At 37.8% G+C, this 26,401-nt stretch carries 23 protein-coding genes and 1 riboswitch; of the genes, 9 read left to right on the top strand and 14 right to left on the bottom strand.

Features of this window, described 5'->3' with window-relative positions; all coding sequences use genetic code 11:
- Nucleotides 1-7: 7 nt before the first annotated feature.
- The 3 genes from hrpA (at nucleotide 8) to ribD (ending at nucleotide 5,626) form a co-directional block, all read left to right on the top strand.
- Nucleotides 8-3,952: an ATP-dependent RNA helicase HrpA gene (gene hrpA, locus ACXPAV_RS05765; RefSeq protein ID WP_458004326.1), complete on the top strand. Its 3,945-nt coding sequence runs from the start codon at nucleotides 8-10 to the stop codon at nucleotides 3,950-3,952.
- 103 nt (nucleotides 3,953-4,055) lie between these two features.
- Complete coding sequence (gene nrdR, locus ACXPAV_RS05760; RefSeq protein ID WP_013746959.1) at nucleotides 4,056-4,508, top strand: transcriptional regulator NrdR; 453 nt, start codon at nucleotides 4,056-4,058, stop codon at nucleotides 4,506-4,508.
- Nucleotides 4,508-5,626, top strand: a complete 1,119-nt coding sequence (gene ribD, locus ACXPAV_RS05755; protein ID WP_458004325.1) for a bifunctional diaminohydroxyphosphoribosylaminopyrimidine deaminase/5-amino-6-(5-phosphoribosylamino)uracil reductase RibD — start codon at nucleotides 4,508-4,510, stop codon at nucleotides 5,624-5,626. The genes nrdR and ribD overlap by 1 nt, the downstream gene beginning before the upstream one ends.
- 29 nt (nucleotides 5,627-5,655) lie before the next feature.
- On the opposite strand, the gene rimI is transcribed toward ribD, so the two are convergent.
- Nucleotides 5,656-6,102, bottom strand: coding sequence for a ribosomal protein S18-alanine N-acetyltransferase (gene rimI / locus ACXPAV_RS05750; protein ID WP_210640372.1), 447 nt, complete (start codon nucleotides 6,100-6,102; stop codon nucleotides 5,656-5,658).
- Complete coding sequence (locus ACXPAV_RS05745; protein WP_039171236.1) at nucleotides 6,074-6,508, bottom strand: DNA polymerase III subunit psi; 435 nt, start codon at nucleotides 6,506-6,508, stop codon at nucleotides 6,074-6,076. Before ACXPAV_RS05745 ends, rimI begins: the two co-directional genes overlap by 29 nt.
- 181 nt (nucleotides 6,509-6,689) lie before the next feature.
- On the opposite strand from ACXPAV_RS05745, the gene folE reads away from it, so the two are divergent.
- Nucleotides 6,690-7,346, top strand: coding sequence for a GTP cyclohydrolase I FolE (gene folE, locus ACXPAV_RS05740; RefSeq protein ID WP_458004324.1), 657 nt, complete (start codon nucleotides 6,690-6,692; stop codon nucleotides 7,344-7,346).
- Between the two features lie 196 nt (nucleotides 7,347-7,542).
- The gene (gene thrS, locus ACXPAV_RS05735; RefSeq protein ID WP_065231244.1) at nucleotides 7,543-9,474 is read left to right on the top strand and encodes a threonine--tRNA ligase; all 1,932 of its coding nucleotides are present in this window, start codon (nucleotides 7,543-7,545) and stop codon (nucleotides 9,472-9,474) included.
- A 108-nt stretch (nucleotides 9,475-9,582) separates the two neighbouring features.
- On the opposite strand, the gene ACXPAV_RS05730 is transcribed toward thrS, so the two are convergent.
- From ACXPAV_RS05730 to ACXPAV_RS05720, 3 genes are read right to left on the bottom strand one after another with little or no spacing between them, the layout of a single operon-like run.
- On the bottom strand, nucleotides 9,583-9,957 hold the full coding sequence (locus tag ACXPAV_RS05730) for a SufE family protein (RefSeq protein WP_458004323.1): 375 nt from the start codon (nucleotides 9,955-9,957) through the stop codon (nucleotides 9,583-9,585).
- Nucleotides 9,957-11,162 carry an aminotransferase class V-fold PLP-dependent enzyme gene (locus tag ACXPAV_RS05725; protein ID WP_458004322.1) on the bottom strand — a complete coding sequence of 402 codons (1,206 nt, stop codon included), beginning with the start codon at nucleotides 11,160-11,162 and terminating at the stop codon, nucleotides 9,957-9,959. Before ACXPAV_RS05725 ends, ACXPAV_RS05730 begins: the two co-directional genes overlap by 1 nt.
- Before the next feature lie 8 nt (nucleotides 11,163-11,170).
- Nucleotides 11,171-11,866: a thermonuclease family protein gene (locus ACXPAV_RS05720; RefSeq protein WP_065231247.1), complete on the bottom strand. Its 696-nt coding sequence runs from the start codon at nucleotides 11,864-11,866 to the stop codon at nucleotides 11,171-11,173.
- Between the two features lie 82 nt (nucleotides 11,867-11,948).
- Between ACXPAV_RS05720 and ACXPAV_RS05715 the strand changes: the two genes are divergently transcribed.
- Nucleotides 11,949-12,362: a CidA/LrgA family protein gene (locus ACXPAV_RS05715; protein ID WP_458004321.1), complete on the top strand. Its 414-nt coding sequence runs from the start codon at nucleotides 11,949-11,951 to the stop codon at nucleotides 12,360-12,362.
- Nucleotides 12,359-13,054 (top strand): CidB/LrgB family autolysis modulator, encoded by a 696-nt coding sequence (locus tag ACXPAV_RS05710; protein ID WP_458004320.1) that lies wholly within the window; start codon nucleotides 12,359-12,361, stop codon nucleotides 13,052-13,054. Before ACXPAV_RS05715 ends, ACXPAV_RS05710 begins: the two co-directional genes overlap by 4 nt.
- 60 nt (nucleotides 13,055-13,114) lie before the next feature.
- On the opposite strand, the gene ACXPAV_RS05705 is transcribed toward ACXPAV_RS05710, so the two are convergent.
- The 9 genes from ACXPAV_RS05705 to ACXPAV_RS05665 form a co-directional block, all read right to left on the bottom strand.
- Entirely contained in the window at nucleotides 13,115-14,965 is a 1,851-nt protein-coding gene (locus tag ACXPAV_RS05705) for a TRAP transporter large permease subunit (protein WP_458004319.1), read from the bottom strand.
- A 66-nt stretch (nucleotides 14,966-15,031) separates the two neighbouring features.
- Complete coding sequence (locus tag ACXPAV_RS05700; RefSeq protein ID WP_458004318.1) at nucleotides 15,032-16,015, bottom strand: sialic acid TRAP transporter substrate-binding protein SiaP; 984 nt, start codon at nucleotides 16,013-16,015, stop codon at nucleotides 15,032-15,034.
- A gap of 231 nt (nucleotides 16,016-16,246) precedes the next feature.
- Nucleotides 16,247-17,599: a lysine-sensitive aspartokinase 3 gene (gene lysC, locus ACXPAV_RS05695; RefSeq protein WP_458004317.1), complete on the bottom strand. Its 1,353-nt coding sequence runs from the start codon at nucleotides 17,597-17,599 to the stop codon at nucleotides 16,247-16,249.
- Nucleotides 17,600-17,681: 82 nt separating this feature from the next.
- Nucleotides 17,682-17,852: riboswitch (Lysine riboswitch) on the bottom strand.
- Between the two features lie 58 nt (nucleotides 17,853-17,910).
- Nucleotides 17,911-18,552 carry a dethiobiotin synthase gene (gene bioD / locus ACXPAV_RS05690; protein WP_458004316.1) on the bottom strand — a complete coding sequence of 214 codons (642 nt, stop codon included), beginning with the start codon at nucleotides 18,550-18,552 and terminating at the stop codon, nucleotides 17,911-17,913.
- Nucleotides 18,553-18,686: 134 nt separating this feature from the next.
- Nucleotides 18,687-19,397: an OmpW family outer membrane protein gene (locus tag ACXPAV_RS05685; RefSeq protein WP_039135829.1), complete on the bottom strand. Its 711-nt coding sequence runs from the start codon at nucleotides 19,395-19,397 to the stop codon at nucleotides 18,687-18,689.
- Nucleotides 19,398-19,569: 172 nt separating this feature from the next.
- Entirely contained in the window at nucleotides 19,570-19,941 is a 372-nt protein-coding gene (locus ACXPAV_RS05680; RefSeq protein WP_458004315.1) for a DUF488 domain-containing protein, read from the bottom strand.
- Between the two features lies 1 nt (nucleotide 19,942).
- Nucleotides 19,943-21,082, bottom strand: a complete 1,140-nt coding sequence (locus tag ACXPAV_RS05675; protein WP_458004314.1) for a hypothetical protein — start codon at nucleotides 21,080-21,082, stop codon at nucleotides 19,943-19,945.
- 135 nt (nucleotides 21,083-21,217) lie between these two features.
- A complete protein-coding gene (locus ACXPAV_RS05670) occupies nucleotides 21,218-21,847 on the bottom strand; it encodes a response regulator (protein WP_039135826.1) in 630 nt (209 codons plus the stop codon).
- 171 nt (nucleotides 21,848-22,018) lie between these two features.
- A complete protein-coding gene (locus tag ACXPAV_RS05665; RefSeq protein ID WP_458004313.1) occupies nucleotides 22,019-24,490 on the bottom strand; it encodes a class I adenylate cyclase in 2,472 nt (823 codons plus the stop codon).
- 211 nt (nucleotides 24,491-24,701) lie between these two features.
- On the opposite strand from ACXPAV_RS05665, the gene hemC reads away from it, so the two are divergent.
- A complete protein-coding gene (hemC, locus tag ACXPAV_RS05660; RefSeq protein ID WP_458004312.1) occupies nucleotides 24,702-25,631 on the top strand; it encodes a hydroxymethylbilane synthase in 930 nt (309 codons plus the stop codon).
- The gene (locus ACXPAV_RS05655) at nucleotides 25,632-26,390 is read left to right on the top strand and encodes a uroporphyrinogen-III synthase (protein WP_458004311.1); all 759 of its coding nucleotides are present in this window, start codon (nucleotides 25,632-25,634) and stop codon (nucleotides 26,388-26,390) included.
- Nucleotides 26,391-26,401: the final 11 nt, after the last annotated feature.

Raw genomic sequence — 26,401 nt, 5'->3', positions numbered from 1 at the left:
AAAAAATATGTCGGAATTTCAAACAAAAACAGCAACAAAATCTCAGCGCAATGTGAAGCATAAAAACGTAAACAGAGCACCATTGGCAGCGTGGCAAAAACAATTATTATCCGAACTGGATCAGGTTATGTTGGCGGATAAATATTTGTTAGCGGCGAGAATAAAAAAAGCTCCAGCACAGGCAAAAGCGGAATTGCAGGCTTTATTAACCAATGCGGTTGAAACGGCAAAGCAAAAATTATTGCAACGACAACAACGTCCATTGCAAATTACTTTTCCGGAAGATTTACCGGTGAGCCAACGTAGTGAAGAGATTATGCGCGCAATCGCCACTCATCAGGTGGTGGTGATTGCCGGTGAAACAGGATCGGGCAAAACCACACAGATTCCAAAGATGTGTTTAGCATTGGGTTTAGGGAAAAAAGGATTTATCGGGCATACGCAACCTCGCCGTATTGCCGCACGTTCTGTTGCCACCCGAATCGCAGAAGAGTTACAAACCGAGCTTGGAGATATTGTTGGTTATAAGGTACGTTTTAATGATCAAGTCAGTGAAAATACGCAGATAAAATTGATGACAGATGGTATTTTATTGGCGGAAGTTCAAGCGGATCGTTATTTAAATCATTATGAAGTTTTGATTATTGATGAAGCTCATGAACGTAGCCTGAACAATGATTTTATTTTGGGATATTTAAAGCAATTATTGCCTAAAAGACCAGATTTAAAAGTGATCATTACCTCAGCGACCATTGATGTTGAGCGTTTTGCTAAACATTTTAATAATGCACCGATTATAGAGGTTTCGGGGCGAACTTATCCGGTTGAGGTGCGGTATCGACCAATTGCGGAGAGTGAAGATCAAGATCAGCTGCAAGCGATCTTTGATGCAGTAGATGAATTACAGGCGGAGGGGCGTGGCGATATTTTAATTTTTATGAATGGTGAACGTGAAATTCGTGATACCGCAGAAGCGTTGGAAAAAAGGGAATTACGCCATACTGAAATTTTGCCGCTTTATGCTCGTTTATCGGCACAGGAACAGAATCGCATTTTTCATCCGGGAGCTTTAAATCGCATTATTTTAGCCACCAACGTTGCGGAAACTTCTTTGACTGTTCCCGGAATTAAATATGTGATCGATCCCGGCACAGCAAGAATTTCACGTTACAGTTATCGCACCAAAGTACAGCGCTTGCCGATCGAGCCGATTTCACAGGCTTCGGCAAATCAGCGTAAAGGGCGTTGCGGACGTGTTAGTGAAGGGATTTGTATTCGTCTGTATTCAGAAGAGGATTTTAATAGTAGACCGCAATTTACTGATCCGGAAATTTTGCGTACCAACCTTGCCTCGGTCATTTTGCAAATGACCGCATTAGGGCTGGATGATATTGAATCATTTCCCTTTGTGGATGCCCCGGATCGCCGCCAAATTCAAGATGGATTACGTTTATTGGATGAGTTGCAGGCTTTCAGAACGGTGAAAGGGCGTTATGGTGATAAACGAGTTTTAACGGAAAGCGGACGACAACTGGCACGTTTGCCGGTTGATCCTCGTTTGGCAAAAATGGTGTTGATGGCGGCAAGCAATGGCAGTTTGCGCGAAGTGTTGGTGATCGTTGCCGCATTGTCGATCCAAGATCCGAGAGAAAGACCGCTTGATAAACAGCAATCAGCGGATGATAAGCACCGCCGTTTTGCCGATAAACATTCCGACTTTTTGGCTTTTGTCAATTTATGGCGTTATATTCAGGAGCAGCAAAAACAGCTCTCTCGCAATCAGTTTAGACGCTTGTGTCAGAAAGATTACCTCAATTATTTGCGTATTCGTGAATGGCAGGAGATTTATCATCAGCTACGTTTAAGCGTGCGGGAGATGGGGCTTGCGATCAATACTGAAGCAGCAGAATATATGCCGATTCACACCGCATTATTAGCCGGCTTGCTCTCACATATTGGTAGTAAAGAGACAGAAAAACAGCAATATCTTGGTGCAAGAAATGCCCATTTTTCGATTTTCCCGGCCTCAGTATTGTTTAAAAAACAACCGAAATGGTGTATGGCGGCAGAATTGGTCGAAACCTCTAAATTATGGGGTAGAGTGGTCGCTGCGATTGAGGCGGAATGGATTGAGCCGTTGGCACAGCATTTGGTGAAAAAAAGTTATCACGAGCCGCATTGGTCGAAGAAACAAGGTGTGGTTTTAGCCAGTGAAAAAGTGACGCTATACGGCGTGCCGATTGTACAGGCGAGAACGGTGAATTACAGCGCCATTGATCCGTTGACTTGTCGTGAAATTTTTATTCGTTCCGCATTGGTGGAGGGAGATTGGCACACTAAACATAAATTCTTCTTTGAAAATCAGAAGCTTATCAAAGAAGTGGAAGAGTTGGAACATAAAACACGCCGCCGTGATATTTTAGTCAGCGAGCAGGCGTTGTTTGATTTTTATGATCAGCGTATTCCAGCGGAGGTGGTATCACAACGCCATTTTGATCGTTGGTGGCAACAGGCACAGAAGAAAGATGCAGAATTGCTCAATTTTGAAAAGTCATTCCTGTTGAATGATGAAACCTCGGTCAGTACCTTAGATTTCCCTAATTTTTGGCATCAAGGCAATTTAAAACTGAAATTAAGTTATCAGTTTGAACCGGGAACGGATGCGGATGGCGTAACCGTGCATATTCCATTGCCGTTACTCAACCAGATCGAATTAAATGGCTTTGAATGGCAAATTCCGGGGTTGCGTCAGGAGTTGGTGGTGGCATTGATTAAATCCTTACCGAAAGCATTGCGCCGTAATTTTGTACCGGCACCAAATTATGCCGAAGCGTTTCTAGCTCGAACCACGGCATTGGAAAAACCGTTATTGGAAAGTTTAAGTGAACAACTACGCAAAATGACGGGTGTTTGGGTTGAACCGACAGAATGGAATTGGTCGCAAGTTCCATCACATCTGAAAATGACATTTCGAGTGATTGATGAAAAAGGTCGGAAAATTGCAGAAAGTAATGATCTTGATGCTTTAAAAGTCTCTTTAAAAAATCAGATACAGCAAAGTATTGCTGAAGTGGCAGATGATGGCATTGAGCAAAGCGGTATTCATATTTGGAATTTTGATACTTTGCCTCAGTTTTATGAACAAAAAAGACGAGGTTTTAGTATTAAAGCATATCCGGCAATTGTGGATGAAAAAGAATCGGTTGGTATTAAATTGTTTGAAACTGAATTTGAACAGCAACGTGCAATGCGTCAAGGATTACGTCGTTTGTTATTGTTGAATGTACCTTCACCAATAAAGTATTTACACGAAAAATTACCGAATAAAGCAAAATTAGGACTCTATTTCACGCCGTTCGGTACAGTATTGCAACTTATTGATGACTGTATAGCTTGTGCTGTTGATAAATTAATCGGTGATTTTGGTGGTGTGGTTTGGCAGGAACAGAAATTTGAGCAGTTGCGAGATTTTGTTCGTGAAAATTTAAATGATGCTACTGTGGATATTGCACAAAAAGTTGAGCAGATTTTAACATTGGCATATGAAATTAATAAACGGATGAAAGGACGTCTAGATTTTAATTTGGCGTTTGCTTTATCTGACATTAAGTCTCAACTTAATCAACTGATTTATCCGGGATTTGTTGAAAATAGTGGTTATAAACGCTTAGCAGATTTATTACGTTATCTTCAGGCGATTGATAAACGGCTTGATAAAGTGGCACAGGATGTTAATCGTGATCGTGCATTAATGTTGAAAATAGAAAGTGTACAACAGGCTTATCAACAACTATTGAATAAATTGCCAAAATCTAAACCGATTAGTGATGAAATTTTGGAAGTTCGTTATATGATTGAGGAGTTACGTGTCAGTTTATTTGCACAGCAGTTAAAAACCGCTTATCCGATTTCTGATAAGCGTATTTTAAACTTGTTGCAGCAGTTAGGTTGATTTTTCATAACCGTTTTGCAATTAAATATTTTATTTGCCCTCTTTCTATCTAGTTTGTATAGGGTAGTATAGAGGAGTGAATATAACTTATGAAGGAGGCAATATGCATTGTCCGTTTTGTTCAGCTCCGGAAACGAAAGTGATTGATAGTCGCCTTGTTTCTGAAGGTTATCAAGTCAGACGTCGCCGTGAGTGTACTCAATGTAAAGAACGCTTTACTACTTTTGAATCTGCGGAATTAGTTATTCCTCGTATTATTAAGAATAACGGCAATCGTGAACCTTTTAATGAGGAGAAATTGCGCGCAGGGATTTATCACGCATTGGAGAAACGACCGGTCAGTGAAATGCAGATTGAGGCGGCAGTTAACCGAATAATGCATACATTACAAGCAACCGGAGAACGAGAGGTACCAAGTAAAATGGTTGGTACATTGGTAATGAATGAGTTGAAAAAAATGGATAAAGTCGCCTATATCCGCTTTGCATCGGTTTATCTCAGTTTTGATGATATTAAACAGTTCAGTGAAGAAATAGATAAGTTGAATAAAGAGTAATGCAAAATTTTAAATTTTCACAGCAAGATCACCAATTTATGGCATTGGCGATAGAATTGGCAAAAAAAGGGCGTTTTACCTGCACACCTAATCCAGCCGTCGGTTGTGTATTGGTTAAGAATGGTGAGATTGTCGGTAAAGGATATCACGAAAAAGCAGGCGAACCTCACGCAGAAGTGATGGCGATGCGAGAAGCAGGAGAGAAAGCGAGCGGTGCCACAGCTTATGTGACACTTGAACCTTGTTCGCATTACGGCAGAACACCACCTTGTGCTAAAGGTCTAATTGAGGCGGGGGTTGAGCGCGTGGTGGCGGCAATGCAAGATCCGAATCCTCAAGTTGCTGGGCGTGGTTTAAAAATGCTGGCGGATGCCGGCATAGAAACAGCAGTTGGTTTATTACAACAGCAAGCGGAACAGTTGAACAAAGGTTTTTTAAAAAGAATGCGCACTGGCTTCCCTTACGTGCAACTTAAAATGGCGATCAGCATTGACGGTCGTACTGCGATGGCGAATGGCGAAAGCCAATGGATTACAGGCGAGAAGGCACGGCAAGATGTTCAACAATATCGAGCAATGTCATCTGCGATTTTATCCAGCAGTAAGACAGTGCTGATTGATAATGCCGCTTTAAATGTGCGTTGGCAACAATTACCGCTTGATGTGCAATCTATTTATCCGCAAGAAAAATTACGTCAACCACTGCGAGTTATTTTAGATTCTCAACATCAAATCGAGCCTAGAGGGCGTTTGTTTGAAAGCGAAAGCTCAATTTTATTGGTAAGTCCGAGCGCACGTAATATGGAACATTTCCCGGCATTTTGTCAGCAGCAGCAATTACCAGAAAGCCCTTATTATTTGACAGATTTGCTTCATTTGCTTGGCAAGCAGCAAATAAACTCAGTTTGGGTGGAGGCAGGTGCAACTTTAGCCGGAGCGCTAATTGAAGCCGGTTTGGTAGATGAATTAATTGTCTATATTGCACCGAAATTGTTAGGTGATCAGGCAAAAGGGCTTTGTCATTTGCCGCAATTGCAACATCTGAAGGATGCACCACAATGGCGGTTAAGTGATGTTAGCTTAATCGGTGATGATGTTAAATTAGTGTATATTAAATAAGCTAAATGGCGTGTTGTTTATTTTAAAGACTATAGGTAACACGCCATAATTACAGCGTTTTCACGTCCACCACTGACAACAGGATAATAATTTTTTCGTACGGTAACTTCATTAAAGCCGAGATTTTCATACAATTTTCTTGCTTTTTGATTGGATTCTCTTACTTCTAGCCACAAGGTTGTAATCCCTTTTGCTATTAATTCATTCATCAAATGTTGTAATAGTGCTTTGCCGAAACCGTTTCCTTGAAATTGCGGATCAATTGCAATATTAAATAGTGTTGCCTCATCAAGAACAGTTTGACAGATACAAAATCCAATAATGCTATTTTGATATAAAACCTTAAAATTAAGGTAATTATCACCCTGATTATTTTTGAGTGTAGCTAAACTCCAAGGCACACTATGTGCCGCTTGTTCAATCTGAAATAGTTGTGTGAAATCGTGATCAGTGATGGTTTGAAATTGTATTTTCATTTTGTAAAAAGTGCTGGATTTGTTGCCAAATGGTTCGTTTTTGTTGAACGGACAAGATTAATGTTGAATTTAATGAAATGATTTGTGTGGCAATTTTGGCTAATGCTGAGTTTTGAAATTGTGATAAACAATCTTCAACACAAAACACAAGCAGTGGATGATCGCTCTCTAAACGTTGTAATTGTTGACAGTTTATAATTAAGGCTTTATCAGTAGTTGTTTCTGCTGCACGTAGTAAATCTTGTATTAACTGTGATCCTATTATCGAATGCTGTTCTGATAGAATAATGGTATGAATATCGGCTGGCACATTAATTATTCCTACACCCTGTAACACTTCAGGATGTACTAATTGCCAAAAGGTAATGCCCATTTCTTGCAGTAACAACTCTCGTCTGTTGATCATTTTCTTCTCCAAAATTTAATGCTGCCAATCATAGCATTTTTGTTTTAGAAATACAGAGCAAAAATAAGAAGAATAGAACAATTTTAGAGAGTTCTTTCTACGGTTTCAGTGAATTTTAAATCCCTCTTTCACAAATGTATCACCATTGTTAAAATAGAAACTTCATAATAAGGAGAGGTAGATGAATACAATTTCATTGGAGGCTCAACAAGTTAGAGCCGCTTTATTGTCTAAAGGTCTGGAAACACCAATGATGCCACGTGTGGGGACTCAGGATGAACGTCGTCAAAAAATCGAACAGCATATGAAAGAGGTAATGACGATTCTTGGTTTAGATTTAAGAGACGACAGTTTAGAAGAGACACCTAAACGTTTGGCAAAAATGTATCTTGACGAAATTTTTAGTGGTTTGGATTACCATAATTTCCCGAAGATTACTCGTATTGAAAATAGAATGAATGTTAGTGAAATGGTGTTGGTGAATGATATTAATTTGACCAGCACCTGTGAACATCATTTTGTTACTTTTTCAGGTAAAGTCGCAGTTGCTTATTATCCTAAAAAATGGGTAATTGGCTTATCAAAAATTAACCGCGTAGTTGATTTCTTTGCACAACGTCCTCAAGTTCAAGAAAGATTGACAGAACAGATTTTAACGGCATTTCAAACGATTTTAGAAACGGATGATGTGGCAGTTTATGTTAGAGCAACTCACTTTTGTGTAAAATGTCGAGGAGTTCGTGATGCGAATAGCTTTACAGTCACCTCTGCCTATGGGGGTATTTTCCGTCAGGATCGTGCCACTAAGCAGGAATTTTTATCTTTGATATCAAAATAGTTTAAATTTTAAAATTTTATTGCTATTGAGGCTGTGATATACTCTTGCCCGCAATAACTTGTGGGTATTTTATTGCAATTTTTGCTATGAAATAGTGTTTTGTTTCGCTATTGAAGTAGAAATAGCAATAAAATTCGAAAATAAACATTAACACAAGTAACCTCTCGTATGGGTTACCACTGTAAGGATTTTTATTATGCCAATTATTACATTACCTGACGGATCTCAACGTCAATTTGAACAACCGGTTACAGTGCTTGAAGTGGCACAAAGTATTGGTGCAGGTTTAGCTAAAGCGTGTATTGCCGGACGTGTGAACGGTGTGCGTAAAGACGCTTGTGATTTAATCAACGAAGATGCAAATGTTGAAATTATTACTGCTAAAGATGAAGACGGATTAGAAATTATTCGCCACTCTTGCGCTCATTTATTAGGTCACGCCTTAAAACAACTCTATCCTAACGCCAAAATGGCAATTGGGCCAACGATAGAAAATGGCTTCTATTATGACATTGATCTTGATCATTCTTTAACTACGGAAGATTTAGAGAAAATTGAAAAAAGAATGTTGGAGTTAGCGAAAACTAATTATGACGTGATCAAAGAGCCGGTTTCTTGGCAAAAAGCACACGATGTATTTGAACAACGTGGTGAGCCGTACAAAATGGCAATTTTAGAAGAAAATATTGAAAAAAACGCTACACCGGCGCTTTATCATCATTTGGAATATATTGATATGTGTCGTGGTCCACACGTCCCTAATATGCGTTTCTGTCATCACTTTAAATTGCAAAAAGTGGCTGGAGCTTATTGGCGAGGCGATAGCAATAACAAGATGTTGCAGCGTATTTATGGTACAGCTTGGGCAGATAAGAAACAGCTTGCTGAATATTTGAAACGTCTTGAAGAAGCGGCAAAACGTGATCACCGTAAAATCGGTAAAGCGTTAGATTTGTATCATATGCAGGAAGAAGCGCCGGGAATGGTGTTCTGGCATAATGATGGTTGGACAATTTTCCGTGAATTGGAAACTTTTGTTCGCACTAAATTAAAACAGTATGATTATCAAGAAGTCAAAGGTCCATTTATGATGGATCGTGTACTTTGGGAAAAAACCGGTCACTGGCAGAACTATGGTGATTTAATGTTCACTACTTCATCAGAAAACCGTGAGTATGCGATTAAGCCGATGAACTGTCCTGGACACGTGCAAATTTTTAATCAAGGTTTGAAATCTTACCGTGATTTACCATTGCGTATGGCGGAGTTTGGTTCTTGCCACCGTAATGAACCTTCAGGTTCTTTGCACGGCTTAATGCGTGTTCGTGGTTTCACTCAAGATGATGCACATATTTTCTGTACTGAAAATCAGATTGAAAGCGAAGTAACTTCCTGTATTAAAATGGTTTATGACATTTATAGTACATTTGGCTTTACTGATATTTATGTCAAACTTTCAACTCGTCCGGAACATCGTATCGGTTCTGATGAAATGTGGGATCGTGCTGAAGCGGATTTGGCAAAAGCACTTGAACATAATGGTTTAGAATATGAAGTGCAGCCGGGAGAGGGTGCATTCTATGGTCCGAAATTGGAGTTTGCTTTACGAGATAGTATTGGTCGTGAATGGCAATGTGGCACTGTTCAGTTAGACTTTGCGTTACCGGGGCGTTTAAATGCTTCTTATGTGGCGGAAGATAATGAACGTAAAACTCCGGTTATGATTCACCGCGCTATTCTAGGTTCAATTGAGCGCTTCATCGGTATTATTACCGAAGAGTATGCAGGTTTCTTCCCAGCGTGGTTAGCACCGACTCAAGCAGTGGTAATGAATATTACCGATAGCCAAGCAGATTATGTGCAAAAGGTTGTTAAAACCTTATCTGATGCCGGATTACGTGTGAAATCAGATTTACGCAATGAAAAAATCGGTTTCAAAATCCGTGAGCATACCTTAAAACGTGTGCCTTATATGTTGGTCTGCGGTGATAAAGAGATTGCTGAAGGCAAAGTAGCAGTTCGTACACGTAAAGGTGCAGATTTGGGTACTTTTAGTGTGGAAGAATTTGTTGAGATCTTAAAAAATCAAGTAAGAAATCGTGATTTAAAACTTCTTGGCGAAGAGTAATCAGAGATTGAGAATTAAAAAGCGACCGAATGGTCGCTTTTTTATATGAGCACTGGTAGGAATCCCCATCCTTTAGGACGGGAGGACGTCAAGATAAGAATCTATGAGTTATGCGTTTTGGATTAGTTGCTCAATCTTTTTTAGCCCGTTTAGCCTAGTTTTGCTCAAGCGTTGGTCAATTTTAAGTTGTTGTAATAATGGTGTGATTTGCAAGGTAGAACGCTCCTCTAATGGTGTTTCCGCAAGAATGGTTTTAATGATGAATAAAATGCCGTTTAAAATACGAGCATCACTGTAGGCGATACAGTGATCGCCATCAAGTTTAAACCACAATCGACTTTCACAACCTTCAATAAGCGGTATGTTTGAGAGAGTTTCATCATCAGGTTTTTCTAATTGTTTAGCTAGAAAAATTAATTGTCGATAACGCTGTTCCCAAGTTTGAGTTTGAGTAAAAAGTTGCTGAATTTCTGTAAATGTCATTACTCCTCCAAAATGGCGAGCGCATTATTTAAAGCATCAAAAAAGCGCTCAATATCCTGTTGATTATTATAAGGGGCAAAGGAGAGGCGTAAAGTGCCATATTGGTGTAGAAAATGCAAATAGGGTTGAGCGCAATGTTGACCAGCACGCAAAGCAATCTGTTGTTCACTTAACAGTGTTGATAAATCGCTATTTTCAATATTATCAAATACAAAGCTAACAATATGCCCATCATTTGCACTTAATACTCGACAATGTGGATATTGTGTTAAGCGTTGACGTGTAAGGCTAGCTAACATTAATGTATGATGAGCTAATGTGGCGTAATGATATTGTTGTAGCCAAGCCAATACTGCTCCAAACCCGATAACTGCGGCAATGTTAGGTGTTCCTGCTTCTAAACGATAAGGTAATGGTTGGAAAGTACTGTGTTGTAACGTAACATTTTCCACCATTTTGCCCCCATAAAAGAGTGGTTGTAACTGATTGAGAGCAGATTTTTTACCACTTAATATGCCTAGCCCAGTTGGGCCAAACAATTTATGAGCGGAAAAAGCAATAAAATCAATGTCTAATGCTTGTAAATTAATTTTATGATGTAAAACAGCTTGCGCAGCATCAAGAACAATAAATGCATTAGGTGCAAGTTGACGAATTAGTGTGCAAAATTTTTCAATCGGTTGGCTATAGCCGGTGACGTTTGATACCCAATTTAGTGCAACAATTTTGGTATTAGAGGATAATGCCTGTACTAATGCCTTTTCATCAATTTTATAATTTGTCTGTAGCGGTAATACCGTTAATTGCAACTGTTTCTGCAATGCCAGTTGTTGCCAAATAACAAAATTAGCGTGATGTTCCGCCTCACTAATGATGATTTGATCGCCTGCCTGTAGAAAATGATCTAAACCATAGGCAATGGCATTAAGACTGTGTGTTGTACCGGAAGTCCAAACAATGCAATCTCTATCTTCTGCACCGATAAAGTTAGCTGCTAGTTGTCGTGCTTGTTCAAAATGCTGTGTTTGTTGCCAATCGTATTGGCTACGATGAACTGAGCCGGCAGACTGATAAAATGCGACTGTCGTATCAATCAGCGTTTGTGGTCGTAATGTTGTCGCCGCTGAATCCAAGTAAACGGCAGCATTTTTTGTTTGAAAAAAAGGAAAGTCTTTACGAAACTGTTCAATGGTGAAAGATTGCATTGTTATCCTTAACGACACAAAGAGTTACAAGGAATTCCGTCGTGGTTGCCATCAAGATAATCAGCATTGCACTGTTTAAAATACGCAGTCGCTTCAGCACAAGAATTAAAACTTTTACAACTACGATGTTGCTGACAATTTGCAGGGGCAGTTACGGTTTTTTGTTGTTTTGTTCTTATATCGACATTACCTAGTGTTGGTACTGGCGGATTATCTAACTTTAAACTAGGATTTTTACTATGTTTTCGCCAATTACTTGGGTAAATTGGATTATCATCTTGCCATAAACCACGACGTTGTTGTCTGGCTTGCACTTCGGCAGCTAAATATTGTTTATCGTGCATATATTGACGATAAGCCCAAGCTAACCCTTGTTGTACCATTATAAGATTGATATTTCTCCCTTGTGAATCAAATACTTCTGCAAGAACACGATGATATTGATCGTATTCGCTTGAACTTAAACGCACCTGTTTTTTAAAAATTAATTGTGATAACAATTGACGGGAACGATCACCGTAAGGTTGTTTTTTTTCCGGAGCATCCACTTGGGCAAGACGAACTTTAATTGTTTTATTGTTGGCTAATAAACAGGTAAAAGTATCACCATCACTAATTGATACTACTTGGCAGTTGATTTCTCGAGCGGCAATACTGTTCAAAGTAAATAGTGAAAAAAATAAGATAATTAATAGTTTTTTCATCATAATTTCATCGATTAAAGTGTGACATAGATCACAAAATAGGAGTAAAATAGTGACTTATTATGGCATATTTCGATAAAAAATGTTTTATAAAATTTTTCAATTATTTCGTTCTATTGCAATTCTGTACGTGATGTTGTACTTGGGAGAAGTGATTAATTATCTGTTTCCGATAGGTATTCCTTCCAGCATATGGGGATTGTTACTGTTATTTATCTGTTTAGTGCTGAAATTGATAAAAAAAGAGTGGTTATTGCCGAGCGGTGCATTATTAATTCGCTATATGGCATTGCTTTTTATTCCTCTCAGCGTGGGTATCATTGATTATTTTGATATATTGACAGAACAGGCGGTATCGTTATTGATCCCGACTGTAGTCAGTACCTGTTTGGTCATTGTGATGACCGGTTTGTTGGCTGAATATCTGTATTCATACCGCTCTTTTGCCAGATTGAGAAAAAAAGCGGAAAAACGGGCAGTGAGGGTTACAAAATGATTTATCTCTATTCCGTATTAACCATAGTCGTGTTTGCCATTGCGGTAACCATTAATAAGAAATTAAAATCTATCGTTTTTAATTCGTTTGTTTTAACGGTTTGTGCATTAGTTACCATTTTATTGATTTTTCACATTCCTTATCATTCTTATATTGCTGGTAATAAGCCCTTGAATATGCTGTTAGCTCCGTCTATTGTTGCGTTGGCGTTGCCTTTATATGAACAATTGCCACAGATTAAAAAATCGTGGCGTAGTATTTTATTTATTACCACATTTTCTTCTGTATTTGCGATGTTTAGTGGAGCTTTTATTGCATTTTTATTAGGTGCGAACAATCAAGTAATGGCGACATTATTTGCTAAATCAATTACCACACCATTGGCAATGGCAGTATCTCATACTATCGGTGGTGTACCGACCATTACTGTTGTGCTGGTGATTATTGCTGGATTGGTTGGTTCGGTATTTGGTTACAGTATTGTTAAATTGTTAAAATTAAAGTGTAGTGAAGCAATAGGTTTATCTATTGGTGCGGCGTCCCACGCATTAGGAACTGCAGCCTGTATGGATGTAGATAAAAAAGCAGGTACATTCAGTTCTATTTCGTTAGTATTATGTGGTGTGATTACCTCATTATGTGCACCGTTGTTATTTGATTTATTTTTAATTGTGATGAAGATTTTTTCTTAACCTTTGTAAAAAATAAACCCATCAGTTTTACAACTGATGGGTTTTTCTTCAGGAATCAGATTAACCTGGTAATAGCAGATTAGGAATAAAGGTAATAATTTGAGGGAAAATTGTAATTAAAACCAGTGTCGTGAAGATTGGAATTAAGAACGGTAGTACTCCTTTAGTAACCGTACTGACTGGCATATTACCAACACGAGCTACCACAAATAGCGCCATTCCCATAGGTGGAGTTAAAATGCCGATCATCATATTCAAGGTTGTCATCACACCAAAGAAGATTAAGTCAATATTGAAGTGTACTGCGATAGGAATCAACATTGGCAATACAAGGAATTGTAATGCTAAAGCATCGATAAACATTCCTAAGAATAACAACAATAAGTTGATCATCACTAAAACCATCAATGGTGAATCAGCAAAAGTAATAAAAACTTTTGCAATTTTCATTGCAACCTGTTCACGTGCGATCATATCGCCAAAAAAAGTTACGGTCATTACCATCAACACGGTTACACCAGTAATCGCTACTGCCTCTACACAACTTTTGAATAAACTTTGCAAAGTGAGTTCTTTATAAACGAATTTACCGACAACAATAGAATAAAGAGCGGCAATAACAGCAGCTTCCGTTGGGGTAAATAAACCTGAGAAAATACCGACAATGATAAGAATTGGCGTCAATAATGCCCAGATAGCGCCTTTAAATTCACGGCAAAGCACATCTAACGAAGCTTTTGGCGTACGTGGATAATTACGTTTTTTAGCAATAAAATAATTCATTACCATTAACGCAATAGTAACTAATACACCCGGCACAAAGCCGGCAACAAATAATTTTGCGATAGATTGATTGGAAATCACACCATAAATAATCATTGCAATGCTTGGTGGTACTAACGGCCCGATAATACAAGAGGCTGCTGTAATGCCACCACACATATCGTCATCATAACCGGCATCACGCATTGCTTTAATTTCTAACTGACCTAAACCACCCGCATCAGCTAGAGCAGAACCTGACATTCCGGAGAAAATCAAACTAGCACCGATATTGACGTGTCCCATACCACCACGATAGTGTCCGAGTAATGCCTTTGCGAAATCGAAAATTTTAGTGGTAATACCACCAGTGTTCATCAAAATTCCGGTAAGAATAAAGAATGGCACACTTAATAAAGAGAAGCTGTTTAAGCTGTCTACTAGTTTTGAAGATGCAGCATTGACCACATTCCAACGCGTCATTGTGAAGTAGAGAATAGTGGCAATAAAGAGCGACCAACCGACTGGTGTGCCAATAAACATAATGATCAACCAAACTAACAGGACGATATAAACAGATTCGCTGCCGAATTTTACGTAGTTGGTCACGCGTAGAATTTTAAATATATCCGGATGAATTAAAATTAATGAAATCAATAAAATCGCACTAATAAGAAAAAATGCAGCAGGAAAATAACTCAAGTTATTACGATAGTTCTCAACTTGTGCTTGTAAGAAACGGATTAACATTAACACGGATAATAACGGTAATGCGGCATAAAGCCATTTTTCAGAGATACCCAATGAAACAATCTCAAAAGTAGCTCCATTGTAGAGTTTAATTCCAAAATGGATAAATAAAATAAGCGAGATGAAAATTAACAACTGAGAAAAAGAAACTGCTGCTTTTCGCATTTTTTCAGACATCATATTAGTTAGAAAGTCAATAAAGACGTGTTGTTGTGTCCGAATACCCATTGAAATACCAAGCATTCCAACGTAAACAAATAACAATCTAGCTAACTCTTCACTCCAGATTAAAGGATCATTAAAAACTTGTCGTGCCAAGATTTGTGCAGTAAGAACAACAAATATAATCAAAAACAGCACACCACCTAGCCACTCTTCGAGTTTATTAAAATATTTCATAAATATAACCCCATACATCTTAGGTTAGAAAATCCTTAGCGTCGTATGACGCTAAGGTTTGTAGGATTATTTAGTCAAAGCATTGATTTCAGCAATTGCCTCTTCACCTTCTTTACCATTTTTCTTAATGTATTCTTCATAGTAAGGTTTCATTGCTTCTTTGAATGGGGCGAGATCCGGTTTAGTAACTGTCATACCTTTGCTCTCAAAGTAAGCAATAAGATTTTTTTCACCATCTTCAAATAATTTTGTATGGTAATCAGCGGCTTTTTCAGCGGCATCTTTAACTACTTTTTGCAGATCTTCAGGCAAATCTTCAAGAGTTGCATTACTGACTAAATAAAGTTGGTCATTAAGAATATGGTTGGTCAAGGCTAAATATTTTTGAACTTCTTCAAACTTTTGTGCCTGAATGGTTGGCAATGGATTTTCCTGACCATCTACAGAATTGGTTTGAAGTGCTAAATAAACTTCAGAAAATGCCATTGGGGTAGGTGCAGCACCGGAATGTTTTGCATATGCAAGGTTAGTTGCGGCATTTGGTACACGAAGTTTTAAGCCTTTCATATCTTTGATGCTGTTAATGGCTCGGTTAGAAGTGGTTTGGCGAGTACCGTTATAAGCATCGGCTAAAATGGTGATGCCCAATTCATCGTGGATTTTTTTTACTAAATTTTGACCATATTTAGTGTCAAATAATGCTTCTTTTGCCACTTTGAAATTTGGAATCATATAAGGAAGTGCAAACACTTCTGCTGATGGGTAGAATAATTGGAAACGGGCAGATTCACCGAAAGTGAAATCTAATGCACCATCACCAAGTTGTTTAATCATTGAGCGGTCGTCACCAAGTTGAGCACTTGGATAAAGTGAAATTTCAATTTTGCCTTTAGAATTTGCTTTAACTTCTTTAGCAAAAAATTCAGCAGCTTTGTATTCATTTGATGTTGGACCGGCTACTAAGCCCATTTTTAAATCATATTCTGCGGAAAATGCGGTTGCAGAAAGACCCATACATAGTGTGGCAAGTAATAATTTGTTAAATTTCATTGCGTTTCTCCTATAGAGTTAGATAGTTGGGGTGAAAGTAGCAGATCGTACAAAAGTAGACGGTGCTCGTTTCTTTTATGATTACTATAAATCATTTTTTTATTATAAATGAAGTAATATTTCATTACTGAGAGATAAATCACAAAAATTACAAAAAATTCATCATATTTGTGTTAATTTTGAGTAAAAAAAAGCCTTTGCGTTGGCAAAGGCTTTCAGTTGTATCTAAAATTATTCAAAAAGTTCTTTGTGTAATTTACGAACGACATCATCCGCATTTTCACTTTTTACTAATAGACAAACGTTGTTATTGCTTGCTCCATAGCTGATCATACGCACATTGTAATCAGCAATGGTGTTGAATAAACGTTTTGCTACGCCGGCGGCGTTATGCAAATTGTTGCCGATTAAAGCAACTAACGCTAAACCAGTGTCCACTTTAACAGAAGAAGTCTCACTTAATTCAGTTAAAAGCTCATTAGAAAGCAATTCCGCTCCGGAAGAGGCAGAACCGGTTTTATCCAATGTTAAGGCTATGCTGACTTCTGAAGTGGTAATAGTATCTACAGAGATTTTGTATTTTGCTAGGATATTAAAGACATTTGCTAAAAAGCCTTGTGCGTGCAACATACTTAAACTGGATAAAGTGACTAGTGTTTGATCACGGCGTAATGCAATCGCACGGAATAACGGACGAGGTTGCGGATCACGAGTTACCCAAGTTCCACCTTGTTCTGGTGCTTTACTTGAGCCGACAAAAACAGGGATATTGCTACGTACGGCTGGTAATAAAGTTGCTGGATGAAGTACTTTCGCACCGAAAGTTGCCATTTCCGCAGCTTCAGAGAAGCTCATAGTATCAATTTTTTGTGCTGCTGGTGCAATACGAGGATCAGTGGTATAAATGCCGGCAACGTCAGTCCAGATTAATACATCATTGGCATCCAAGACTTCCGCTAATAGTGCAGCAGAGTAATCACTACCACCACGACCTAAAGTTGTTGTTTTGCCATTTGGCGCACGACCGATAAAGCCTTGAGTAATAATAAGATCACCACGATCAATTAAAGGTTTTAATACTCGATCACAGTTTTGTTGAGTTAATTCATCATTTGGCGCTGCTTTGCCATAATGATCGTTGGTTGCCACCAAAGTGCGAACATCAATCCAAGTGGCACTTGCACCTAGCTCACGTAAGACTTCCACGAAAATTAATGTAGACATCATTTCGCCGTGGCTGATGATTTCATCAATTAATGCCGGTGAAGTAGCTAGGGCTGCTGCATCTGAAAGTGATTCAATATTATCTAATAAACGATCAATTTCTTCTCGTAATACTGCCGCATCTTTAAGTTCATCTAAAATATTATATTGGATTTGTCGAACTTGATTGAGTAAGTTTTCACGTTCTGTTTTTTCACACCCATTAGCAAGAGCTACTAATAAATTGGTGACGCCAGCAGAAGCTGACAACACGACAACACGAGTTTTCGGATCAGAAATAACAATTTTTGCGCAAGACTGCATTGCAGCGTAGTTAGCAACGCTAGTACCACCAAATTTAGCAACAGATAAATGTGACATAGTTTTTCCTTAAATAATGATATTGTGAGTAAAATTAAATTTGCAGAAGGTTAAGGAAAACTTGGAAGAGATGAAACTTGACTTGTTCAGAAGCTCTCCATCGTTTACCGATGACAGCCTTAGGGATTCAGCCCTAATAGCCGATAAACAAAACCCTGGTAGTGTTGTTTATCTCGGCGAAACTCCCCTGATTATTTCTCTTTGGTGCCAGACCTAAAAATAACGACCTGAGTTCCGCGCCTCTCCTGCGTAGCCGAAGCTACAAACCTGTATAGAAATACCTGTTAATGAGAGAATTGTCAAATAAAATTTTAAAAATTAAACTTTTCTAATAAAATAAATTCAGTTTGTGGTGAATGTTGTTGTAAATATTGTTGTAAATATTGTTGGCTATCCTGTTCGATTAATTTATCTTTTTCAGGGAAACGGTTATAGACCAATGCCTTTACTTCAATGTTATGTTGTTGACAAACCATCAGACTCAACAAAGTATGATTGAGACTACCTAATTTACCTGATGTGACTAAAATCAATGAATATTGGCGTTCAGCGATAAAGTCAAGTGTGGTTTTATCTGTTTGATAAGGAACGGCTAACCCTCCAGCCCCTTCAAGCAAGACATAATCATATCGCTGTGCTAATAATTTGGTTTTTTCATCAATAATTGAAGCATCAATATGTCGATTTTCTATTTTTGCTGCTAAATGTGGAGAGCAAGGATAATGAAAAAGATAAGGGCAGGTGTTACCGTTTAAATCGTCTTCGGTCAGTTCAATTCCTTGAATTTTTCGATGAACTAAAATATCGTCTGAAATGTTATCACAACCAGTTTGTATCATTTTTTGCGTGATAACAGAAAAACCTTGAGCCATTAAATTTTTGGCATAAACACCGGTGGCTACGGTTTTTCCAACTTCGGTATCGATACCGCTGATAAAAAGAACATTTTGCATCGCAATTCCTTATATTTTAGCTAAAAATAAACGCATTACTATACGCACATTGAGAATGGGATCAAGCAAAAAGCCATAGCAATATTTTGCTATGGCTTTAATTGGAATGTTACTGTTTAACGATTAACAGTAAATTAGAAACGATAACCTAAACCAACGAAGAAGATGGTTGGGTCAAGAGTAACACGTGCTTCTTGAGAGTGCATTTTACCATTAGCCTCTTTCAAATCGAAAGTCGCTTTGGTCTTAATTTTAGCCCACCATACAGAGGTGTTGAAGAACAATTTATCGGTAATATTGATATCAATACCAGCATTTACAACTGGACCCCAAGAATCCTTCAATTTAAGATTATGTGCAGTAACACCTAATCCTGCATTGTCAATTGTTGAATTAAAGTGAGTATCAAAGAAATGAGTATAATTAATACCTGCACCGACATATGGGCGAGCCGGAGAATTTGCATCTAAGAAATAGTATTGTAAATAGAGACTAGGTGGTAAATGTTTGGTTTTCGCAATAGTACCGACATCTTTAATATCATTATTACCTACAGAAAGTGTATTTAATTTAATTTCGTGGCTAAATGGAGATGCTGCCAATAATTCTACCCCAAGGTTATCGGTAATCATATAAGTACCGGTTAAACCAAGTTGTGCATTACTGTTTACATCAAAATCATAAGATAATGGAAGATCACTTTTATAGTTGTGAGTATCGGTATTCGGAACAGCTAAGATTGGACCACCACGAACAAAGAATTCACCAGCTTGGTGAGCCATTGCCGCAGAAGAAGCTGCTAATAGTGCAGCGGAAGTTGCAAGTGCTAGTGCTAATTTTTTCATAAAACCCTCCTTGAAATAGGTATCTGAGACATTGTCTTAATGACGGCAATAAAGATACCTCTTTTGGGTAGGCATTTTTTTGATAAATATCAATGAATTTATAATTAATCGGGAACTTTTTAACTATATCAAAAATAATAAAGTGAAGTGCAAATATAAAACAGAATTTAGATCAATTTTCGTTTAATTGTGGCAGCAACCACTGTTTTAATACCAGTGCGTGATTATATTGCGGATCTTTAGCAGCATAGAGCAGCGTAACATTTTGTTGCAATAATTTCTGTTTGCATAAAGATACAAATTCAAGACCATAAGGATTATTATTTAATTCAACGAGATAGTTCTGCTTGAACTGTTCAAATTTATCAGCTTCGTGATTGAACCATTTGCGTAATTGCGGTGAAGGTGTAATTTCTTTTGCCCATAAATCAATTTCAGCATCAATTTTTTTAATGCCTCTGGGCCATAACCTATCTACTAAAATACGAAACCCATCGTAATTGTCGATGGGTTGATAAATACGCTTAATTTCTAAATTATTCATATTAGCAATGATATTGTTTTAAGAATGGCAAAATTGGATCACATTCAATTGCCGGTTCGATTGGTTCTTCAGTATCTTGCTCTTGCACTTTTGATTGTTTAGTATCTGAATTTTCCTTCTGTGATTTTTTGTTATCTGTTGTTGTGTTCGTCTTTTCTTCATTCATAGCGTTTTTATCGTCTGTTTGCGTGTTTGTTGCTGTTGATTTTGTGTCTGTGTTAACAGTTTTGGTGTCTGCGCTAACAGATTGGGTTTTCATATCGGATTCCTTCATTTTTGATGCCTGATTTGCATCGGCACTCTTTTTAGTTATCTCTTGCGTTGAAGAGGTTCGTGGTTGCGATGATTTAATTTTACTCTCTACATCGCTCGTTGTTTGTTCTACCGCACTATTATCTTGTTTTCTAACCTTATTAGTTTCTGTTGCTGATTTGTCGCTGCCATCAGCTTTAATTGGTTTTTCTTCTTTTGTACTTGAACTGTGAGTACTGTTTACACTGGAGTTATCCGCTTTTACTTTTTCCTCTGTTTCAGGTGTTTTAGCAGATTGTTGTGTATTTTCGGTGGAATTGCTACCAGCAGTTTGTGTGCTTGAATTTGCTTTGGTTGCATCGGCATTTTCTGTTACGGTTGTTGCCGTCTGTTCTTCTTTCTTTTCACCTAATAAACGCGGTTGTAACTGCTTGAAACTGCTTGGAGAATCCAACCAAATGGCAATAAATTCTCGATTAAATGTGGGATCAAATCGTTCAGTTAAAATAGTGTCATTTAAAACAAAATAACCTTCGTTATCCAAGGCAATATAATTCAACACGTCGTCAGGTTTAAAATCGGGAAAATTCTTTATAAGGCGTTTTCTTAAATTTTCTGCTTGATCAGTTGGCATTTTATCCAATGCCATCTCTTTGAAGAGAGAAATTGCAAAGTTTTTTCCTTCAACTGGTTTGGCAAATTTAATTCTTAACATAAGTGGGCGTTGTTCACTGCTGTAAGTACCGTTTTCAGTGAATAGAGAAACGGTATAAATATGGAATGGTCCCCAGTTATATTCAGCTTTACCAACCTGTTTCCAATTAGCATTGGCAGTAGTGGTATATAAAAGCAACAGTAGACTAAAAAAGCAGAAAGAGAATAACTTCATTTATTTACCTAATCTTTCGATGTGTGGTGTTATATGGCGAGCTATTATATCAAGAATTTGTAAAGCGTAATCAGGGTTACAGTGAATTTGTCTAATTTTTATCGAAAGTAACCCATTTAGCCCGTCAATTAAGTTTTAATCTAAATGCCGGTGTTCCAGATAGAGTACTGTGGCGGCAACACGAGAATGTACGTTCAGTTTGCGTAATAGATTTCGGATATGTACTTTAACAGTTTCTTCAGAAATAAATAATTGATTAGCAATTTGTTTATTAGATAAACCGGTAGCGATAAGTTTTAATACATCCATTTCACGTTCGGTCAATAGTTGTAATGGATCATTAGCGGAGTGATTGTCTAACAGGCGTTGTTTAACAGCATCGCTTAACACAACCTGTCCTTCAGCAATTTTTTTCAACTGTATTAATAAAGTGTCCGGTTCAGTGTCTTTTAATAGATAACCGTCAGCACCAGCTTCTATCAGTGCAAAAATATCAGAACGAGCATCAGAGACAGTTAAGACGGCAATACGAGCATCAATATCATCAAGTCGTAATGCTTTTAACACATCTAAACCGGACATCCCTTTCATATTGAGGTCTAGAATAATCATATCCGGTGAGAATTGTTTGGCTAATGCCAACCCTTCAGTGCCATTACTGGCTTCAGCTAATATTTCAAACGAATCATCTAATTGTAAGAGTTGAGTAATGCCTCGACGCATTAATGGGTGATCATCAATCACTAAAACTGTTGTTTTCTTCATCTAAAATAACCCCATTTTTTCAAAAATACGCTACATACTATCACAAGATGGATATGGAGGTGTGTTTTTGCTGAGGAAATTTTATCTTAACGAAGATAAATATTGATTTAGGTTAAATAAAACCTTTCCATGTCTTAGCGAAATTGCCGTCATTTAGGGGGGGGGGAGAAACTACTCTGAATGATATGGAGTGATTGTTGTTTTTCCTTGTAGATGATTAATTTGATAAAACTGTGGGTAATTAAATTTATTTTTTGAAATTTGGAATGGTGTATTATTATCTCCGTTTGAAGCGGTACGATAGATTTGATTGATTTCTTCAATTTTCTGACTTTTAACACCGTCACAATGATAATAAGCTTCGAGCTGATTGCTTTCATCAAGAATATAAATATTAAACGTATTGTCATTATTATCTTCAAAAAAGAATTGAAGAAAGCCTTCATTTGAATAGAATTCTATTGCTTGAGGATATTTTAATTCACCTCCAGTGTGCGGTTTTTGAGCAATGGCGATATTTTTATGTTGGTTTTCATTCAAAATTTCTTCTGTAATATTGAATTCATTTTTATGAAAAAAGTGATTCCACGCTTCGCTAGCAACGTGCAGAGTATTAAGCTGATTGCTATTGATTAAATTACTGGTTTGAATGTTGATGCAACGCTCTATCAGTTCACTTACAAAACGACGAAGAATATTCCGATAATGTCTGCTATAACAGAATACACTGACGGAGTTGATCGGTACGGAACTTCGATAAATTTTGTTGGATAATACTTTTAATGCACGAAAAATAGCGCTTGGGCCTTCAAAATGCAGTGTTCTGATCTCATTCCATAAATTGCGATAAGTAAAATCAATACTGCCAATTAATTTTGTCTGTTTACTACTTAAATTATTGAACAGATGTTTAGGCTGTAAACGGAAATGGTGATCGAGTAGTGAGGCTTCTTCTGTAGGATCGTTCACTAAATTGACGATAACTGCTAAATTGCGAATTTCGCAAGGTTGATACAAATCGGCATTGGTTGCAGGTTTAACTTGTACCGGGAAGGTGTTTCTTAAATCTGCAATGAATTGTTTTAAAGTTTCCAATGAGACGTTTTTGCTGATAATGTTAAATTCTGTATCTTCAGTTAATACACCATTAAAATAAGCCCAACAGACCAGTTTATTGAGCTGTGGATTGTACTCAACGTGGCGATATTTTGATAATGAAGAAATTTTCGGTGCTTGATTTAACAGATACCAACCTTTGCTCATTGCTGAATTGCCATCGGTTTCAACAAAAGTGAGTTCTTTTTCCGCAATATTGGTGGAAATATTAGGGTTAAACAAGGTTACTTTGCCTGGTAACTCTTCAAATGCAGCGTAAAGTTTCCGCGTTAAGATACTGATATCTTCAGGAATAATGCCCACTCCGGAAATATTATATTTACGAGCAAACTCCATTAATTGGCGATAACTGCACATTAATAAATTAACAAGACTGTTGTAACTTTTTCTTATCTGTTTGATCCGCCAATATTTTTTTTGGTTTAATTCTTGAATAGTATCATTATCCCACTGCCACTGACGTGCTAGTTTCATTAATAGGGTAATGCGCCAATTACCGGTTAATTCATTATTATCAATGTCTTCAATTGATTTGATATAAAAACAGCGGCGTACATTATCAAGGCGTTCCAGATCATTGATGCGTAACAGATAGTCGGTTACTTTGTCCAACATTGCCATATAAGGGTCAAAATGATGAATGACATTGCGATCTAGTAATAAGTCTAGTTTAAATTGGTGTGAAATTAGTTTAGTGTTAGGAAACTCCCACGAATAGCATTCAAGTAATAAAATTTTGATAACCGCTTTATAAGGTGAATCAATGCCTTTATAGAGATTCCATAAGGTTGCGCCGAAATATTCATTAGCAGAAAGATTACCTAAACCACCGAAATCTACCCACTCATTTGGGTTTAATTGACCGTTATTTATAAGTTGACGCACGGTTTCATCGTATTTTGATTCATCTTCGACTGCTAAATGTAGCCACAATAAAGGGCGACCCGCAAGTCGAATGGCAGAACGATAAAATTCATCTAGCAATAACATATATTGACTTGAACCGCAATTATCGGCAGAAAGTGGATCGGCAGTTTGTTTATAACGAAACCGATCCTGATCGACTAGAAACAGATTTAATTCCACGCCGACATTATGTGCCCATTGACAAATAAGAGAAAATTTTTGTTGTAATTTTTGTTGTTGAATTAGGGTTAAGCTACGAGTGGCACAAACCCACAAATCTAGATCTGAGCGAGAAGTTTGTGTAATTGATCCTAAGCTACCCATTGCATAAACACCACAAATATCGGCTTTATGAGTGTTGTTATGATTAAGACTATAACGTTCTAAATTGGATAGTGTTGAAGAAAGATAATTTTCTTGATAACGGTTGAAAGAAAAATTAACAATACCGAAAGGGGCATCTTCTACATATCCCGGTAGCTCGGGAATATTATGATGCAATAAAACACAAACTAAATTTAGAACATACTGAAACTCGTTTGGTGCTCCAGCAAGCGCCCGTTCTAAACGTAGTTTATCTAGCTGTTCAACTTTCTTTTTGGCGACATCCAGATTGTTCATCAACGGCCTATTATCTCTTATGATAAATGATCTCAATACATAATTTGACAAAAACTCTAACACTTTAACCTTTATTGGTAAATAGTAGACCTATCACAGATGCATAGTTTTTGATAAATCTCAATGAAGTTGCCAAGTGGAAACACTGACAATATCGGGCAACAATGGTAGGATATAGAGTAAATAATAATTTGAAGAAAAAGAGTTAATTATGCAAAAAAATGTTCTCCGAATTGCAACGCGTCAAAGCCCTTTGGCATTATGGCAAGCCAATTATATTAAACATAAACTGCAAGTTTTATACCCTGAATTAAAAGTGGAATTGGTTACAATGGTGACCAAAGGTGATGTGCTTTTAGATACACCATTAGCAAAAATTGGTGGTAAAGGGCTATTTGTAAAAGAGTTGGAATTGGCATTACTGGATGGGAGGGCTGATATTGCTGTTCACTCTATGAAAGATGTACCTATGCAATTTCCACAAGGACTACACCTTAGTGTCATTTGCGAACGTGAAGATCCGCGCGATGCATTTGTTTCCAATCAATATGCAAGTTTGGATGAATTGCCACGAAATGCAGTAGTGGGAACATCAAGTTTAAGACGTCAATGTCAGTTGAAAGCACTTCGTCCTGATATTCAGTTAAAAACCTTACGAGGCAATGTCGGCACCAGATTACGCAAATTGGATGAGGGCGAATATGATGCCATTATTTTAGCTTCTGCCGGATTAATCCGTTTGGGGGAACAGCAACGTATTCGTAGTTTTATTGCGCCGGAAGTTTCCTTGCCGGCGGTCGGGCAAGGTGCAGTCGGTGTGGAATGTCGTCAGGATGATGAATGGGTGAATCAATTACTGAAACCGTTGTTACACCAAGACACTTGGGATCGCGTCATTGCCGAACGGGCTATGAACAATAGGTTACAGGGTGGTTGTCAAGTGCCGATTGCCGGTTATGCGATTTTGAATGGTGATCAACTCTTTTTGCGTGCATTGGTTGGTTCGATTGATGGTAGCAAGGTATTAAGAGCTGAAGCAACTGCAGCTCGGACACAAGCGGATCAGCTGGGTGTACAAGTGGCGGAGTTGTTGTTAGAACAAGGTGCAGAAGCTTTATTATTACAAGCGATGAAATCATAAATGGGTATTTTAGTCACAAGACCGGAAGATGCTGGTCAGCATCTAACGGAGATGTTAAATAAAGAAGGAGTAGCGGCAATTTATGCGCCTTTCATTAAAATTGAAACAGGTGAACAATTAAATGATGTGCCACAAAAATTGCAACAGCTCGCCGTCGGTGATTATGTGATCTCTGTTTCGCAATATGCGGTACAATATGTTCATCAAGTGTTACAAAATACTGGTTTCGGGTGGCGTAAAGATGTGCATTATTTTGCAGTAGGGCGAAAAACTGCCGCTTTGTTAAGTGAGGCGACACAACAACCTGTGCATTATCCCTTTGCTAATGAGAATAGTGAGGGTTTATTAGCATTGCCACAAATGCAAAATTGTAATGGTCGACGTGTTATTATACTGAGAGGGCAAGCTGGTCGAGAATTGTTACCGCATCAGTTACCGGAACGTGGTGCAGTTGTGGAAACAGTGGCGTGTTATTGTCGCCGAACACAGCAGTTAAGTGAAGCTGAATTGAAATTTTTTTCTCGTGCTGGTATTGATACAATTGTGGTGACCAGTGGTGAAATTTTGCGGTATTTGCTGGATTTTATTCCAAAAAGTGAACATAATTGGTTGAAGAGTTGTAAATTGGTACTGATTAGTAATCGCCTGAAACAGCTTGCGTTGGATGCAGGTTGGCAACCAGATAAGATTATTCTCTCTGAAAAGGCAGATAATCTTAGTTTATTAAAAACAATATTATCCTTTTATCCCCATTCTTGAGATAAATAATA

The sequence above is a fragment of the Gallibacterium sp. ZY190522 genome, from assembly GCF_054166015.1.
The sequence above is the reverse complement of the archived record's forward strand: the minus strand, read 5'-3'. Positions and strand labels throughout refer to the sequence as shown.